This is a genomic window from Pseudomonas rustica (assembly GCF_049959085.1).
Classification (GTDB): Bacteria; Pseudomonadota; Gammaproteobacteria; order Pseudomonadales; family Pseudomonadaceae; genus Aquipseudomonas; species Aquipseudomonas rustica.
This window is the reverse complement of record NZ_CP188200.1, coordinates 991,368-1,006,337: the sequence shown is the minus strand read 5'-3', so window position 1 is coordinate 1,006,337 and position 14,970 is coordinate 991,368. Positions and strand designations below refer to the sequence as shown.

Genomic DNA, 14,970 nt, shown 5'->3' with positions numbered 1-14,970 from the left:
CCCGGAAACCGACGGTACTACATGAAAAGAATGCTGATTAACGCAACTCAACCCGAAGAGTTGCGTGTTGCACTGGTAGATGGCCAACGCCTCTACGACCTGGACATCGAATCCGGTGCACGCGAGCAGAAGAAGGCCAACATTTATAAAGGCCGTATCACTCGCATCGAACCAAGCCTTGAGGCTGCCTTTGTCGATTTTGGCTCTGAGCGCCATGGCTTCCTGCCCCTCAAAGAAATCTCCCGCGAATACTTCAAGAAAGCCCCCGAAGGCCGCGTCAACATCAAGGACGTCCTGAGCGAAGGCCAGGAAGTTATCGTTCAGGTCGAAAAAGAAGAACGTGGCAACAAGGGCGCAGCCCTGACCACCTTCATCAGCCTGGCCGGTCGTTACCTCGTGCTGATGCCGAACAACCCGCGTGCCGGCGGTATCTCCCGCCGCATCGAAGGCGAAGAGCGCAACGAACTGCGTGAAGCGCTGAACGGTCTGGTTGCACCGGCCGACATGGGTCTGATCGTGCGCACTGCCGGCCTTGGCCGCAGCAGCGAAGAAATGCAGTGGGACCTCGATTACCTGCTGCAACTGTGGACGGCTATTAAAGAAGCCTCGCTGGATCGCTCCGCGCCATTCCTGATCTATCAGGAAAGCAACGTGATCATCCGGGCCATCCGCGATTACCTGCGCCAGGACATCGGCGAAGTGCTGATCGACAGCGTTGAAGCCCAGGACGAAGCCCTGACCTTCATCCGCCAGGTGATGCCGCAGTACGCCAGCAAGATCAAGCTGTACGAAGACAGCGTTCCGCTGTTCAACCGTTTCCAGATCGAAAGCCAGATCGAGACCGCTTTCCAGCGCGTCGTTGAACTGCCTTCCGGCGGCTCCATCGTTATCGATCCGACCGAAGCCCTGGTGTCCATCGACATCAACTCGGCGCGCGCCACCAAAGGCAGCGACATCGAAGAAACCGCTCTGCAGACCAACCTTGAAGCCGCCGAAGAAATCGCCCGTCAGTTGCGCCTGCGCGACATCGGCGGCCTGATCGTCATCGACTTCATCGACATGACCCCTGCCAAGAACCAGCGCGCCGTGGAAGAGAAAGTCCGCGAATGCCTGGAAGCCGACCGCGCTCGCGTGCAGATCGGCCGCATCTCGCGCTTCGGCCTGCTGGAAATGTCGCGTCAGCGCCTGCGTCCATCGCTGGGCGAAAGCAGCGGCATCGTCTGCCCGCGTTGCAACGGCACCGGCATCATTCGTGACGTTGAATCGCTGTCGCTGGCGATCCTGCGCCTGATCGAAGAAGAAGCCCTGAAAGACCGCACCGCCGAAGTTCGCGCACAAGTGCCGATCCCGGTGGCCGCGTTCCTGCTCAACGAAAAACGCAACTCGATCACCAAGATCGAACTGCGCACCCGTGCTCGCATCGTCATTCTGCCGAACGATCACCTCGAAACGCCGCACTTCGAAGTTCAGCGCCTGCGTGACGACAGCCCGGAAGCCGCGACCAACCAGTCCAGCTACGAAATCGCTGCCGCCGCTGCCGAAGTTGAAGAAGTTCAGCCAGCCGCCGCGACCCGCACCCTGGTTCGCCAGGAAGCCGCGGTCAAAACTGCACCGGCTCGCGCCAACGCTCCGGTGCCGACCGAAGTGGCCGCACCTGCTGCTGCCGCGCCGGCTCCGGCTGCCGCGCCAGAACCAAGCCTGTTCAAAGGTCTGGTGAAGTCGCTGGTCAGCCTGTTCGCTACCAAAGAAGAGCCAGTTGCTCCAGCCGTGGTTGAAAAACCGGCTGCCGAGCGTCCAGCCCGTAACGAAGAGCGTCGCAACGGTCGTCAACAGAGCCGCAACCGTAATGGTCGCCGCGATGAAGAACGCAAACCGCGCGAAGAGCGTGCACCGCGTGAAGAACGCGCCCCACGCGAGCCGCGTGAAGAGCGTCAGCCTCGTGAAGCCCGTGAAGTTCGCGAGCCGCGTGAAGCCCGTACCGAAGCAGCGCCAGCCGCCCGTGAAGAACGCGCGCCACGTGCGCCGCGTGAAGAACGTGCTCCGCGCGCTCCGCGTGAAGATCGCAAGCCACGTGGCGAGCGTGAAGAGCGTGTACGTGAACTGCGCGAGCCACTCGACGCCGCCCCTGCCGTGACCACCGAGGTGGCTGCTGAAGAGCGTCCGGTTCGTCAGCCACGCGAAGAGCGCGCACCGCGTCCGCCGCGTGAAGAGCGTCAACCGCGCGCCGAACAGGCCGCCGCTGCCGTCGCTGAAGAAGAAGTGAACACCAACGAAGAGCAACTGCCGGAAGACGGTTCGGAGAGCGCCGAAGGCGATCGCCCACGTCGTCGTTCGCGCGGTCAGCGTCGTCGCAGCAACCGTCGTGAGCGTCAGCGTGATGCCAACGGCAACGTGATCGAAGGTTCGGAAGAATCCGAAGCCGGCGAAAACGCTGAAGAGCCAAGCACTGCCGATCTGGCCGCCGGCCTGGCTGTTACCGCAGCCGTTGCCAGCACCGTGATCAGCGCTCCGGCCGAAGCCCAAGCCTTTGAGCAAGCCGAACGCGCCACCGCTGCTGTTCAGGAAACTGCTCCAGTGGAAGCGCCGGTTGTTGAAGCGACCACTCCAGTAGAAGTGGTTGCTGCTCCGGAAGTCGAAGTGGCTCCGGTTCAGGAAACGCTGCCTCAGGTAGAGCCGGCTCCAGTTGTGGTTGCTGAGCCGGTGGTTGAAACCGTCGCTGAAACCGTGACCGAAACCGTGCGTGAAGTTCGCGAAGAGCAGACCGCTTTCAACTGGGTCGCAGAGCCGGTTGTCGCTGAAACGCCAGCGCCAGTGGTTGAAGCGCCGGTTGTTGAGACGCCAGTGTTCGAAGCACCAGCGTACGAAGCGCCTGTTGCCGAAGCTACAGTGGTTGAAGAGACCAAAGCTGCCGAGCCAGTGGTTGTTGCTGAACCAGCTCCAGTCGTCGAAGCGCCGGTAGTTGTCGAAGCTCCTGCTCCGGTGGCTGAAGTGGCTCCGGTCAGCGCTCTGGCTGCAAACGGTCGCGCACCGAACGATCCTCGTGAAGTGCGTCGTCGCAAGCGTGAAGAAGAGCGCCTGCAGAAGGAAGCCGAACAGGCTGCCGCTGCTGCTCCGGTGGCAGAAGTCGTCGCTGAACAAGCGGTTGTTGAAGCGGTCATCGCTGAAGCGCCTCGCTCCGTTCAAGACGCAGCAGAGCACCACGAAGAAGCCCAGGAAAAAGAACACGAGCCTAAACCCCTCGTCTGATTCCTGAAGCTGTAAAAAAGCCCCGCCCGGTGAAAGCCTGGCGGGGCTTTTTTTATGCCATTTAAAAGATCAAGAGATCGCAGCCTTCGGCAGCTCCAACAATTTGAAATACGTTCCCCTGTAGGAGCTGCCGAAGGCTGCGATCTTTTGATCTTGCTGTTATTTAAAAACCAAAGCCTCCGGCACATCGATATCCCACAACACCCCGGGATCATCCACCGCCACCTCAACCACCCTGCCCTGCTTGAACAACGGCCGAGCCCCACGATCACCGCTCAACGCCAGCAACCCCGCACCAAACGACCGGCCAAACCCCACCGGATGCCCAAACTCACCGTCCTGCACCGGCACGCTCACCGCATCATCAGCCATCGCCGCAACAACCCGCTCGATACTCGACGGCAAGATAAACGGCATATCCCCCAGCACAATCAGCCAGCCATCCGCTTGCGGGCACGTCGCGATGCCCGCCGCAATGCTGTCGCCCATGCCGGTCGTGCCAATCGTCACAACTTCACAGCCATACGCCTGAGCCATACGCATCGCTTGCGGTCGTTCTTCCGTCGTGACCAGTACACGCTTGTCGAGGCTCGCCGGCAGATTCACCAGCACCTGCTCGATCACCGAGCGCACCGCGCCATCGCGACCGGTGCAATCGGCGAGCAACTTATCCTTGTCCGCACCCGCCACTTTGCGAAAGCGACTGCCCTCGCCTGCGGCCAACACAATCACGCCAATGGTTCGGCTCATGCGCCCTCCACGGGTTTCTTCTGCTTCAACTCAACGCCGTTTTTGATCGCAACAATCTCTGCGAGCAAAGACAAGGCAATCTCCGCCGGCGAATGACTGCCGATGTGCAGACCGATCGGCCCATGCAATCGAGCAATCGCCTCTACCGACAAGCCTAGCTGAGCCAGATTCTCCCGGCGCTTCAAACTATTGACCCGCGAGCCGAGTGCGCCGACATAAAACGCCGGCGAATCCAGCGCGGTCAGCAATGCCATGTCATCCAGACGCGGATCGTGGGTCAACGCGACAATCGCTGTGCGCTCATCGGTCTGAATGTTCAACACCGCCTCATCCGGCATGCCCGCGACAAAACGACCGTGTTGCTCTTCCCAGCCATAAACGAACTCAGTGCGCGGATCGCAGATCAGCACTTCGAAATCCAGCAACCGCGCCATGTCCGCGACGTAGCGTGACAATTGCCCGGCACCGATCAACAGCAAGCGCCAGCGCGGGCCGTAAATCGCGCGCAGAAGCTTGCCGTCGAACTCCAGAGCATCGGTTTTGCTCGCCGCTGTCAAAACCACTTCACCGGTTTCGATATTCAGTTCGCGGGCGACGATTTCGTGGGCTTCACAACGCGCGAGCAGCTCGGCGACCCACTGCGGATCGCCAACCCGCTCTTCGGTCAGGCGCAGCGTACCTCCGCAGGGCAAGCCAAACCGCGCCGCCTCCTCCCGAGTGACGCCATACGTGATCAGTTGCACCGGCGGCCCATCACTGGCAATCCGCCCGTCGTGCAGGCGGGCGATCAAGTCATCCTCGACGCAACCGCCCGACACCGAACCGATCACCACGCCATCCTCGCGCAAGGCGAGCATCGCCCCGGGCGCCCGAGGCGCTGTGCCCCAGGTTTGCACCACGCTAAACAACACCACCCGCTGCCCGGCGCGGCGCCATTCGAGCACGCTGCGCAGAACGTTGAGGTCGACACTGTCCATCAGGCGTCCGCCTTCTGCCAATCCTGCAGTTGATAACGCACGGGCAAGTTACGAATGCGCTTGCCCGTGGCAGCAAAAATCGCATTGCACAGTGCCGGCGCAATCGGCGGCACACCCGGTTCGCCGACACCGCCCAACGGCACATCGCCCGGCGGCGTCACCAGATGCACTGCGACCTCCTTCGGCGCCAGCGACATGCGCGCCACTTCGTACATATGGAAGTTGTCCTGCTGAACCTTGCCGTCCTTGAAGCTGATTTCACCCAGCACCGCGTTGCCAAGGCCCATCACGCAGGCGCCTTCGAACTGCGAGCGAATCCGCTCAGGGTTGATCTGCGGCCCGCAATCCACGGCGATGTCAGCTTTGTGCACGATCAGCGTGCCATCGTCTTTAACCTCGACTTCGATCACCGCCGCCACATAGGTGACGAAGCTGTAATGCACCGCCAGCCCCAAGCCACGGCCCTTGGGTAATTTACGCCCCCAACCGGCGGCTTTGGCAGCGGTTTCCAGCACGGTGCGCATGCGCCCGGTATCGATCGGATAACGCTCGGGGGATTCGCCGTAATTCCACTCTTCGCTCAAGGTGCGCGGGTCAATCTGGCGATCAGGCCCAAGCAGTTTGATCTGGTACTTGAGTGGATCCTCACCGGCCTTGTGCGCCAGCTCATCGACGAAACTCTGGATGGCGAAACCATGAGGAATGTTCGACACCGAGCGATACCAGCCGACCCGCGTGTGCACGGTCGCTTCGGGGTTTTCCAGGCGTACGTTGGGAATGGCGTAGGCCATGTTGGTGAAACCCATGCCCAGCTCGAACGCCGCTTCGTGGTTCATGCCCGGCGCGAACAGCGCAGTGATGCTCGGTGCCACGGTGCGATGCAACCAGTCGGACGGCATGCCGTCCTTGCCGATGCCTGCTTTCAAATATTCGGCGGACACGGTGTGGAAGTACGAGTTGTGGATGTCATCTTCACGCGTCCACTGCACTCGCACGGCTTTACCGGGAAATTCTTTGGCGAGAATCGCCGCTTCAACGACGAAGTCCGGTTTCGACTTGCGCCCGAAACCGCCGCCGAGCAGCGTGACATTGAAGGTGACGTTGTCGAAGGGCAGCCCGAGGCGTTCGGCAATGCGTTCGCGGGTGACTTGCGGCGCCTGACTCGGTGCCCAGGCTTCACAGACACCGTCCTTGTAACGGGCGATGGCGACCATTGGCTCCATCGGTGCCTGCGCCAGATGCGGCAAATAGTAGGACGCTTCAAGGGTGCTGGCAGCGCCGCTCAATGCCTTGTCGATATCGCCGGTGTTGCGCACCACTTTGCCGGGTTTCAGCGAGGCAGCTTCGAGTTCCTTGCGATAGGCGATCGAGTCGTAACTGGCGTTGGGGCCGTCGTCCCACTCGATCTTCAGCGCTTCGCGGCCCTTGATTGCAGCCCAGGTATTGCTGGCCACCACCGCCACGCCACCCAATGGCTGAAATTCAGAAGGCAGTGGACGGCCTTCAATCTGGAGCACTTTCAGCACACCGGGGACTTTCAGTGCAGCGCTGTCATCCAGCGATTTGACCGTGCCGCCATACACCGCCGGACGGGCGATGGTCGCGTAAACCATGCCGTCGAAATGCACGTCGGCACCGTACACCGCGCGGCCGTTGACGATATCGGCACCGTCGATGGCTTTGGTGCCTTCCTTGCCGATGTAGCGAAATTCCGACGGTTGCTTGAGGCGCAGGCTGTCACGCGCTGGCACCGCCAACGCACTCGCGGCGGCGGCCAGTTCGCCATAACCCAGCTCACGGCCAGACGGTTTGTGAATGACTTTGTGCAACTGCGCGTGGCATTCGCCGACCGGCACTTTCCACTGCGTGGCCGCCGCTTGTTCAAGCATCGTCCGCGCTGCAGCACCGCAACGCCGCATCGGCTCGTACCAGTGACGCATGCTGCGCGAACCGTCGGTGTCCTGATTACCGAAGCGCACTTCATCGCCTGGCGCCTGCTGCACTTTGACCCTGGCCCAATCGGCGTCCAGTTCATCGGCAACGACCATGGTCAGACTGGTGCGCACGCCCTGCCCCATCTCCGAACGGTTGCAGACCACGGTGACCGTGCCGTCAGCGGCAATGCTCACGTAGACTTTCGGGTCATCGATCCAGCCGTTGGGCATGCCATCAGCGCCGAATTTCTTTTCTTTCTCGTCGGCCAGCGCATCCTGCCAACCCCAACTCGCGGCCAGCACCAACGCGCCCGTCGCGCCGACGCCTTTGAGGAAACCGCGGCGACTGAGATTGCTCAGGGCGAAATCGTTCGGAAGGCGACTCATGCTTTCGCCTCCTTCAAATGCGTGGAGGCCTGGCGGATCGCGGTTTTGATGCGGTTATAAGTGCCGCAGCGGCAGATGTTGCCGACCATCGCTTCTTCGATCTGCTCGTCGCTCGGGTTTGGATTGGTTTTGAGCAACGCGGTGGCCGACATGATTTGCCCGCCCTGACAGAAACCGCACTGCGCGACCGCCGTGTCGAGCCAGGCTTGCTGGACGACTTGCCCGACCGGGTCGGCATGCAGATTGTCGATGGTGGTGACGTTCTGCCCGATCACCGAGCCGATCGGCGTGATGCAACTGCGCGCCGGCAAGCCATCGATATGAATGGTGCACGCGCCACACAGGCCCATGCCGCAACCGAACTTGGTGCCGTTGTAACCGGCAACGTCGCGGATCGCCCAGAGCAGCGGCATGTCCTCCGTGACGTCGAGAGAATGATCCTGGCCATTGAGTTTCAGGGTAATCATGGGGACGCCCGCATATTTTTGGTGGTTATGGGGTCGAGCAATCTGCCGCCGTTGCATCGGCGGTGGTTCACGCAGATCGACTCAGGCTAATGAGGCTCTCTTGTGTCGACGCGAACGTCTGCACCGGGCCTTTGGTGGAGCAAATGACGGTTATCGTTAGCTCGCTAAGTTAACCCAACATTAACGAAAAAGCCCTGCTGAGACAGGGCTTTTCAGTGGCGAGCTTTTAGCTGCAAGCTGCAAGTAAGAGCAGTTGCTGGTTCATGTTGCAGAGATTGTAGCTTGCCGCTAGAAGCTTGAAGCTCGCAGCTGCTTCAATACCGATTGGGCTCCATTTCCAGGTCGACATTGAAACGTTCGGCAATGTCTTTCTGGATACGTTGCGCCAGATCGAGCAATTGCAGGCCGGTCGCCGCGCCGTAATTGACCAGCACCAGCGCCTGCAATTTGTGCACGCCGGCATCGGCTTCACGGAAACCTTTCCAACCGGCGCGTTCGATCAACCAGCCAGCAGCGAGCTTCATCTGCCCGTCCGGCTGCGCATAAGCCACCACATCCGGATGCTGCGCTTTGATCTGCGCGACGATGGCCGCCGACACCAGCGGGTTCTTGAAGAAACTGCCGGCATTGCCGAGCACCGCCGGATCCGGCAGTTTTTCGCTGCGGATGCTGCAAATCGCGCGACTGACGTCAGTCGGCGTCGGTTGTTCGATGCCCTGCTCGGTCAGGCGCTGACGCACCGGGCCGTATTCCAGATGCAGATGGGCGACGCGATCCAGTTTGAAGCGCACGCGCAGAATCAACCAACGCCCCTGCTGCTGTTTGAACAGGCTGTCGCGGTAGGCGAAGTTGCATTCTTCGAGGCTGAAGTCGCGCAGCTCGCCCTTCTGACGATCCAGCGCGGTGAGCCCGGCAAACACATCCTTGATCTCGACGCCGTAAGCGCCAATGTTCTGCATTGGCGCAGCGCCAACGGTGCCAGGAATCAGGCTGAGGTTTTCCAGTCCGGAAAATCCTAGCGCCAGCGTGTGCTGCACGAACGGATGCCACGGTTCGCCCGCTTCCGCCTCGATCACCACACGGTTACCGTCATCGCTGATCACACGAATCCCGCGTGTAGCCATGCGCAGCACCAGCGCCGGAATATCTGCCGTGAGCAGCAAATTGCTGCCACCGCCGATCACCAGCAGCGGCACATCATGAGCAACGGCATAGGCCAGCGCTTCACGAACATCGCCATCGCTATGGGCTTCGGCGAACAGTTGCGCGCGAACGTCGACGCCAAAACTGTTGAACGGTTTCAGGGAAACCTGCGGTTGCACCTGCAAACTCATAACCGGCCCTTCACTTCGATCAACAATTGGTCACAAGCCGCTTCAATCAGATCCAGCACCTGCTCAAACCCTTGATCGCCGTCGTAATACGGATCCGGCACTTCATCCACCAACCCGGCATAACGGCGCAGGAACAGATCCAGTTCGGCGCGGCCGGTGGACGGTTGCAGGGCCTTGAGGTTGCGCAGGTTGCTGTTGTCCATCGCCAGAATCAGGTCGTAACTGGCGAAATCGGCGCGGCTGACTTGCTGCGCGCGTTGCGCCGACAAGTCATAACCGCGCACTTTGGCAGCGGCCTGGCTGCGTTTGTCCGGCGGATTGCCGACGTGCCAGTCACCGGTGCCGGCGGAGGCCACTTCAACCTGATCCGCCAGCCCTGCGGCGCGCAACTTGTGGCGTAACACGCCTTCAGCCGTGGGCGAACGGCAAATGTTGCCCAGGCACACAAACAGAACGCGCATCAGGCCCCCAGCAGGCGACGAACGCGCTCGAGGTCTTCGACGGTGTCGACGCCAGTCGGCGGCGCGATCAACGCGTCAGCAACATGAATACGCACGCCGTGCCACAGCGCACGCAGTTGCTCGAGGGATTCAGTGTTTTCCAGCCAGCACGGGCCCCAGCTCACGAAGTCCTGAAGGAACCCGGCGCGGTAGGCATAAATGCCGATATGGCGACGGTACGGCACACCTTCCGGCAGTTGCTCGCGGCTTTTGGCGAAGGCATCGCGTGCCCATGGCAAAGTCGCGCGGCTGAAGGTCAGCGCCAGACCGTTGATGTCGCTGACGACCTTGACCACGTTCGGATTGAACAGGGTTTCCACGTCTTCGATCGGCTCGGCCAGGGTGGCCATGCGCGCTTCGGTGTGTGCGGCCAGGTTGGCAGCGACTTGATCGATCACGCTCGGCGGAATCAGCGGCTCGTCGCCCTGCACGTTGACCACTATCGCGTCAGGCTCAAGGCCCAGTTTCGCCGCGACTTCAGCCAGACGATCGGTGCCGGAATTGTGATCTTCACGGGTCAGCACCACTTCGGCGCCAAAGCCTTTGCAGGCCTCGACGATGCGCGGATCGTCAGTCGCAACGACCACGCGGCTCGCGCTGCTTTTGCTCGCCTGTTCCCAGACGTGCTGGATCATCGGCTTGCCGGCGATGTCCAGCAGCGGTTTGCCGGGCAGACGGGTCGAGGCATAACGCGACGGGATGACAACGGTGAAGGCGGTGGTCATTTATCCAGACGCTCGTCAGTGGTCAGGGTGCGCGCTTCGCTTTCGAGCATCACTGGGATGCCGTCGCGGATCGGATAGGCCAAGCCGGCGCCCTTGCTGATCAGCTCGGTCTTGTCGGCGCTGAGCTTGAGCGGGCCTTTGCAGATCGGGCACGCGAGGATGTCGAGCAATTTGGTGTCCATGAACTTTCCCTGATAAATGAGTTAAGGCAAAAGCCGATCGGGCATCAGGCGCATCAGCTGTGTGTCGAACCAGGCCACGAAGGCCGGCGACGGCACGGCATCGACCGCCAGATACCACCAGTCGGCAGCAGCGAAGGCACGGCACTTCACCGCGTCCTTTTCGGTCATCACCAACGGCAATGACGGTGTGAAATTCAAGGCCTGCACGCTGTATTCAGCGTGGTCGGCAAATGCATGCGGGACTGCGCGCCAGTCTAGCGCTTCGAGGGTATTGAAGAAACGTTGCGGATTGCCGATCCCGGCGACTGCGTGGACGCTCTGCCCCGGCGCAAAATGCTCGAGCGACTTGCGCTCGCCACTGCGCAGATTGACCAGCGCGGTCGGCTGCAGATGAAAAGCGAAACCGTCGTCGCGATCTTCGGTGGCACCGTTGAACAATACGCCGTCGACGCTTTGCAGACGTTCGATCGGCTCACGCAACGGCCCCGCCGGCAGGCAGCGCTTGTTGCCGAGACCGCGAGCGGCATCAATCAACACCAGCTCCATATCCCGCGCCAGCCGGTAATGCTGCATGCCGTCATCGGAGAGGATCAGATCCAGCGGTTCACTGGCGAGCAAGGCTTTGACGGCGGCGCTGCGATCGGGATCGATCATCAATGGCACGCCGGTGCGCTGGACGATCAGCAGCGGTTCGTCGCCAGCGATGTCAGCGGTTTGATCCGCGTCAACGCGCCATGGCAAGTGCGGCGGTTTGGCGCCGTAACCACGGCTGACCACGCCGACGCGCAAACCACTGCGCCGACAGTGTTCGATCAACCAGAGGATCATCGGCGTTTTGCCGGTGCCGCCCACGGTGATGTTGCCGACCACGATCAACGGCACCGGCGGCTGATAAATTTCGCCCTGGCCATCGAGAAAACGCTGACGCTTGTTGACCACCACGCGGCGATACAACATTTCCAGCGGCCGCAGCAACGTCAGGGCCGGGTGCCCCTGATACCACGCGGCGAGCAAGCGATCGGACAGGCTCATCAGGATTTGGGCGCCGCCTCGACCGTGGTCATGCGCAGATGGCTGAAACCGAGCTTGCCGGCCGCGTCCATGGCGGTGATCACGGATTGATGCTGAGTCTTGCCGTCGGCACTGATCGACAACGGCAGGTTGGTGTCACCGTTGGACTCTTTCTGCATCGCTTCCATCAGCGTCGCCAGGTCGTTTTTCGGCAAAATCTTGTTGTTCACCGAAAACACGCCCTCAGCGCTGATGGCCACGTCGATCTGCTTGAGCTGCTGATCTTCGGCGGGCGAGCCGCTGACGGCTTCCGGCAGATCAACGCGCAACTGGGTTTCGCGGGTAAACGTGGTGGTCACGACGAAAAACAGCAACAGAATGAACACCACGTCGATCAGTGACGCGAGGTTGATGTCGATCGTTTCCCGTGGTTTGCGACGGAATTTCACGCGCGGCCCTCGGCCAGATCGACGTCACGGTCGCCCTGCACCACTTCAACCAGTTTGATCGCTTCCTGCTCCATGCCGACCACCAACTCGTCGATGCGGCGTTGCAGGAACCGGTGGAAGAACACCGCCGGAATACCGACCATCAGGCCAGCCGCCGTGGTGATCAGCGCTTTCGAGATACCACCGGCCAATACCGAGGCGTTGGTGGTCATGCCGGAACCGGTGAAGGCACTGAAAATGTCGATCATGCCCAGCACCGTACCCAGCAGGCCGAGCAACGGCGACATCGCAGCGATGGTGCCCAGCGCGTTGACGTAGCGTTCGAGCTCGTGAATGACGCGGGCGGCGGCCTCTTCAATGCACTCTTTCATGATCTCGCGACCATGCTTGGAGTTGGCCAGACCGGCGGCGAGGATTTCCCCCAGCGGCGAGTTGGCGCGCAATTCCTTGAGTTTTTCTTTATTGAGCTGTTTGTCCTTGATCCAGACCCAGACCTGGCCCAACAAATGCTCGGGGGTGACGCGACTGGCGCGCAGGGTCCACAGGCGCTCGGCGACAATCGCCATGGCCGCGATGGAACTCAGAATGATCGGCAACATCATCCAGCCGCCGGATTTGACCAATTCCCACACAGTGACAGTCCCCTCGAAAAAGTGCGCCACTTTACCATATAGGGTAAACGTTGAGTCCCGACTCCCCGACGACCGTGATAGCGCATTTTTGCGCCCCCCGATCAACGGGCGAGCGCCGGCGGATCGCGCCAGAAACGCCGCTGTTGACGCATCGTCCACGGCGCTTTGAAACGGCCCAGTTGCAGATGAATGGCGCCCTGCTCGGCACTGTCGTAGATGCGCAGGCCTTGTTTGCGATAACGCGCCAGCACGGTCGGGTGCGGATGGCCGAAGGCGTTGCCGTGGCCTCGGGAGATCAGCACGGCTTCGGGCTTCAGCGCGTTGAGCAGGGCCATGGATGATGAGCTACGGCTGCCATGGTGCGGGGATTGCAGCCATTGCGTTGGCACCGCCAACGGACTGTCGAGCAGAACGCGCTCAGCATGGACATCGATATCGCCGGTCAGCAGCAAACGCTCGCCGTTGGCTTCGATCTGCAATACACAGGAGCGCTGGTTGCTGTCGCGGGCGTCCGCCCACATCCACAGTTGAAAACGCACACCGTCCCACTGCCATTGCTCGCCACTTTCGCAGGCTTCAGCGCTCAATTCGGCAGGCAGGCCCGGCGGATCGCCGCTCAATACACGGACGACTTTCATGCCCCGCGCAATCGCCAGCGCACCGCCGGCATGATCGGCGTCGGCGTGACTGAGCAGCATCACATCGAGATTGTCCACGCTGAGTTTGCGCAGGGCTGGCAGCACCACGCGTTCGCCGAGATCGAAATCGCCGAAGCGCGGGCCGGCGTCGTACAGCAGCGTGTGATGGCGGGTTCGGATCAGGATTGCCAGGCCTTGGCCGACATCGAGCTGCCAGACATCGGCCAGTCCTTCGTCCAGTCGCTCGCGCGGCGGCACCAGCAGAATCAGCAGCAACGGCCAGCCCAGCGGTCGCAGCGGCACCCCGCGTGGCAATAGCAACAGCACGGCGCCGAGACTGCCGAGAATCCACACCCAGATCGATATCGACGGTGCAATCCACGCAGGCCATTGCCCGGCAATCAGCGCCAGCGCGCGAAACAGCCAATCGATCAAACCGCCGGCCAGCCACAGCAGTCCTTCGCCGACATAAGGAACCGGCAACAACACAGTGCCGAGCAGCGCCGGCGGCAGCACCACCAGACTGATCCAGGGCACCGCGAGCAAATTCGCCAGCGGCCCGCTCAGACTGATCGGCAGGTTCAGCGCCAGCAGCACCGGGCATAAACCGATGGCAATCAACCATTGCGCCCGCGTCCACGTTTGCCACCAACGCCACGCGCCCAAGCGGCCGCCAAAGGTGAAAATCAACACCGCCACCGCCGCGAACGACAGCCACAAACCCGGACGCAAACTGGCAAGCGGTTCCAGCAACAGCACGCCGTTGAACGCCAGCAACAGCGGCCACCACGCGCCCAGATGACGAAATCGCAGGCGCCACAACAACACCAATCCGACCATCACGCAGGCGCGCTGCACCGGCACGTCGAAACCAGCGAGCAAGGCGTAACCCAGCGCCGCCGCGAACGCCAATCCGCAGGCCCACGGCAACCATGGCCAGCGCAATGGCCACAGTCCAAACCGCGCGAGCCCGGCGACCAGCAGGTACATCACCGCCGCCAGCAAACCGATGTGCTGCCCGGAAATCACCAGCAAATGCACAGTGCCGGTGTCCTGCAGAATCTGCCAATCCTCACGGCTGAGCCCCGAACCATCGCCCAGCACCAGCGCTGCCAATGCTCCGGCGCGACCTTGCGCTTCCACTGCCAGCAAGCGCTGACGAATGCTGTCGCGCCAGGCCCAGCGCGCCTCACTCAGGCGCTGGCCATCCTTGATCGTGCCCGTCGCGCCGACACGTTGCGCGAGCAGCCACGCCTCATAATCGAACGCATCCGGATTGAGCAAACCAACGGGACGCTTGAGTTTGACTGCCAGTCGCCAGCGCTCGCCGCTGTTGACCGGCGGCCCGGCGTACCAGGCCAGACGCAGCAGCGACGGCAATTTCTCGTGCCGCGAGTGCGCATCGGCCAGTTCGAAACGCACCACGCCGTCAGCGTTTTGCGGCAAGCCGACCACCCGCCCTTCGAGCCAACGGGTTTCACCGTCGAGATGTGCGGGCAGTCGATCATTCAGCGCCCATTGCGCACTGACACAAGCCCACGTAAAGCCCAACAACAAAAACGCCACTGGATAGCTGCGAAACGGCAGCAACATCAAACCCACCACCGGCAATACCAGCATCAAGCCGACCGGCGGTAATGCCGGTAAAAACATCGGGGCCAGCAGACCGACTGCCAGCGCCATCATCCCTGTGCGCATAAGCCCGTCCTTGAGAGTCCCGTTCTTAGGCATAGCGGGT

Annotated in this window: 13 protein-coding genes; 1 reads left to right on the top strand and 12 read right to left on the bottom strand. The window is 61.5% G+C overall.

Annotated features, from left to right (window positions below; translation table 11 throughout):
• Positions 1-21: 21 nt before the first annotated feature.
• Positions 22-3,246, top strand: a complete 3,225-nt coding sequence (rne, locus tag ACP3TY_RS04805; RefSeq protein ID WP_426619337.1) for a ribonuclease E — start codon at positions 22-24, stop codon at positions 3,244-3,246.
• Between the two features lie 159 nt (positions 3,247-3,405).
• Here rne and ACP3TY_RS04800 read toward each other — a convergent pair whose 3' ends face one another.
• The 12 genes from ACP3TY_RS04800 to ACP3TY_RS04745 all read right to left on the bottom strand — a co-directional run bounded on the left by ACP3TY_RS04800 (position 3,406) and on the right by ACP3TY_RS04745 (position 14,930).
• Positions 3,406-3,996, bottom strand: coding sequence for a nucleotidyltransferase family protein (locus ACP3TY_RS04800; protein ID WP_400650833.1), 591 nt, complete (start codon positions 3,994-3,996; stop codon positions 3,406-3,408).
• A complete protein-coding gene (locus tag ACP3TY_RS04795; protein WP_426619336.1) occupies positions 3,993-4,973 on the bottom strand; it encodes an XdhC family protein in 981 nt (326 codons plus the stop codon). The genes ACP3TY_RS04800 and ACP3TY_RS04795 overlap by 4 nt, the downstream gene beginning before the upstream one ends.
• Positions 4,973-7,294, bottom strand: coding sequence for a molybdopterin cofactor-binding domain-containing protein (locus tag ACP3TY_RS04790; protein WP_426619335.1), 2,322 nt, complete (start codon positions 7,292-7,294; stop codon positions 4,973-4,975). The genes ACP3TY_RS04795 and ACP3TY_RS04790 overlap by 1 nt, the downstream gene beginning before the upstream one ends.
• Positions 7,291-7,761: a (2Fe-2S)-binding protein gene (locus ACP3TY_RS04785; protein WP_053122632.1), complete on the bottom strand. Its 471-nt coding sequence runs from the start codon at positions 7,759-7,761 to the stop codon at positions 7,291-7,293. The genes ACP3TY_RS04790 and ACP3TY_RS04785 overlap by 4 nt, the downstream gene beginning before the upstream one ends.
• Positions 7,762-8,075: 314 nt before the next feature.
• The gene (murB, locus tag ACP3TY_RS04780; RefSeq protein ID WP_426619334.1) at positions 8,076-9,095 is read right to left on the bottom strand and encodes a UDP-N-acetylmuramate dehydrogenase; all 1,020 of its coding nucleotides are present in this window, start codon (positions 9,093-9,095) and stop codon (positions 8,076-8,078) included.
• Positions 9,092-9,556, bottom strand: a complete 465-nt coding sequence (locus ACP3TY_RS04775) for a low molecular weight protein-tyrosine-phosphatase (RefSeq protein ID WP_053122639.1) — start codon at positions 9,554-9,556, stop codon at positions 9,092-9,094. Before ACP3TY_RS04775 ends, murB begins: the two co-directional genes overlap by 4 nt.
• A complete protein-coding gene (gene kdsB, locus ACP3TY_RS04770; protein ID WP_053122642.1) occupies positions 9,556-10,320 on the bottom strand; it encodes a 3-deoxy-manno-octulosonate cytidylyltransferase in 765 nt (254 codons plus the stop codon). The genes ACP3TY_RS04775 and kdsB overlap by 1 nt, the downstream gene beginning before the upstream one ends.
• The gene (locus ACP3TY_RS04765; RefSeq protein WP_003174668.1) at positions 10,317-10,502 is read right to left on the bottom strand and encodes a Trm112 family protein; all 186 of its coding nucleotides are present in this window, start codon (positions 10,500-10,502) and stop codon (positions 10,317-10,319) included. The genes kdsB and ACP3TY_RS04765 overlap by 4 nt, the downstream gene beginning before the upstream one ends.
• Positions 10,503-10,523: 21 nt before the next feature.
• On the bottom strand, positions 10,524-11,534 hold the full coding sequence (gene lpxK / locus ACP3TY_RS04760; protein ID WP_426619333.1) for a tetraacyldisaccharide 4'-kinase: 1,011 nt from the start codon (positions 11,532-11,534) through the stop codon (positions 10,524-10,526).
• Positions 11,534-11,962, bottom strand: a complete 429-nt coding sequence (locus ACP3TY_RS04755) for an ExbD/TolR family protein (RefSeq protein WP_400753085.1) — start codon at positions 11,960-11,962, stop codon at positions 11,534-11,536. The genes lpxK and ACP3TY_RS04755 overlap by 1 nt, the downstream gene beginning before the upstream one ends.
• Positions 11,959-12,594 carry a MotA/TolQ/ExbB proton channel family protein gene (locus ACP3TY_RS04750; protein WP_007908216.1) on the bottom strand — a complete coding sequence of 212 codons (636 nt, stop codon included), beginning with the start codon at positions 12,592-12,594 and terminating at the stop codon, positions 11,959-11,961. The genes ACP3TY_RS04755 and ACP3TY_RS04750 overlap by 4 nt, the downstream gene beginning before the upstream one ends.
• A 101-nt stretch (positions 12,595-12,695) precedes the next feature.
• Positions 12,696-14,930: a DNA internalization-related competence protein ComEC/Rec2 gene (locus ACP3TY_RS04745; protein ID WP_426619332.1), complete on the bottom strand. Its 2,235-nt coding sequence runs from the start codon at positions 14,928-14,930 to the stop codon at positions 12,696-12,698.
• Positions 14,931-14,970: the final 40 nt, after the last annotated feature.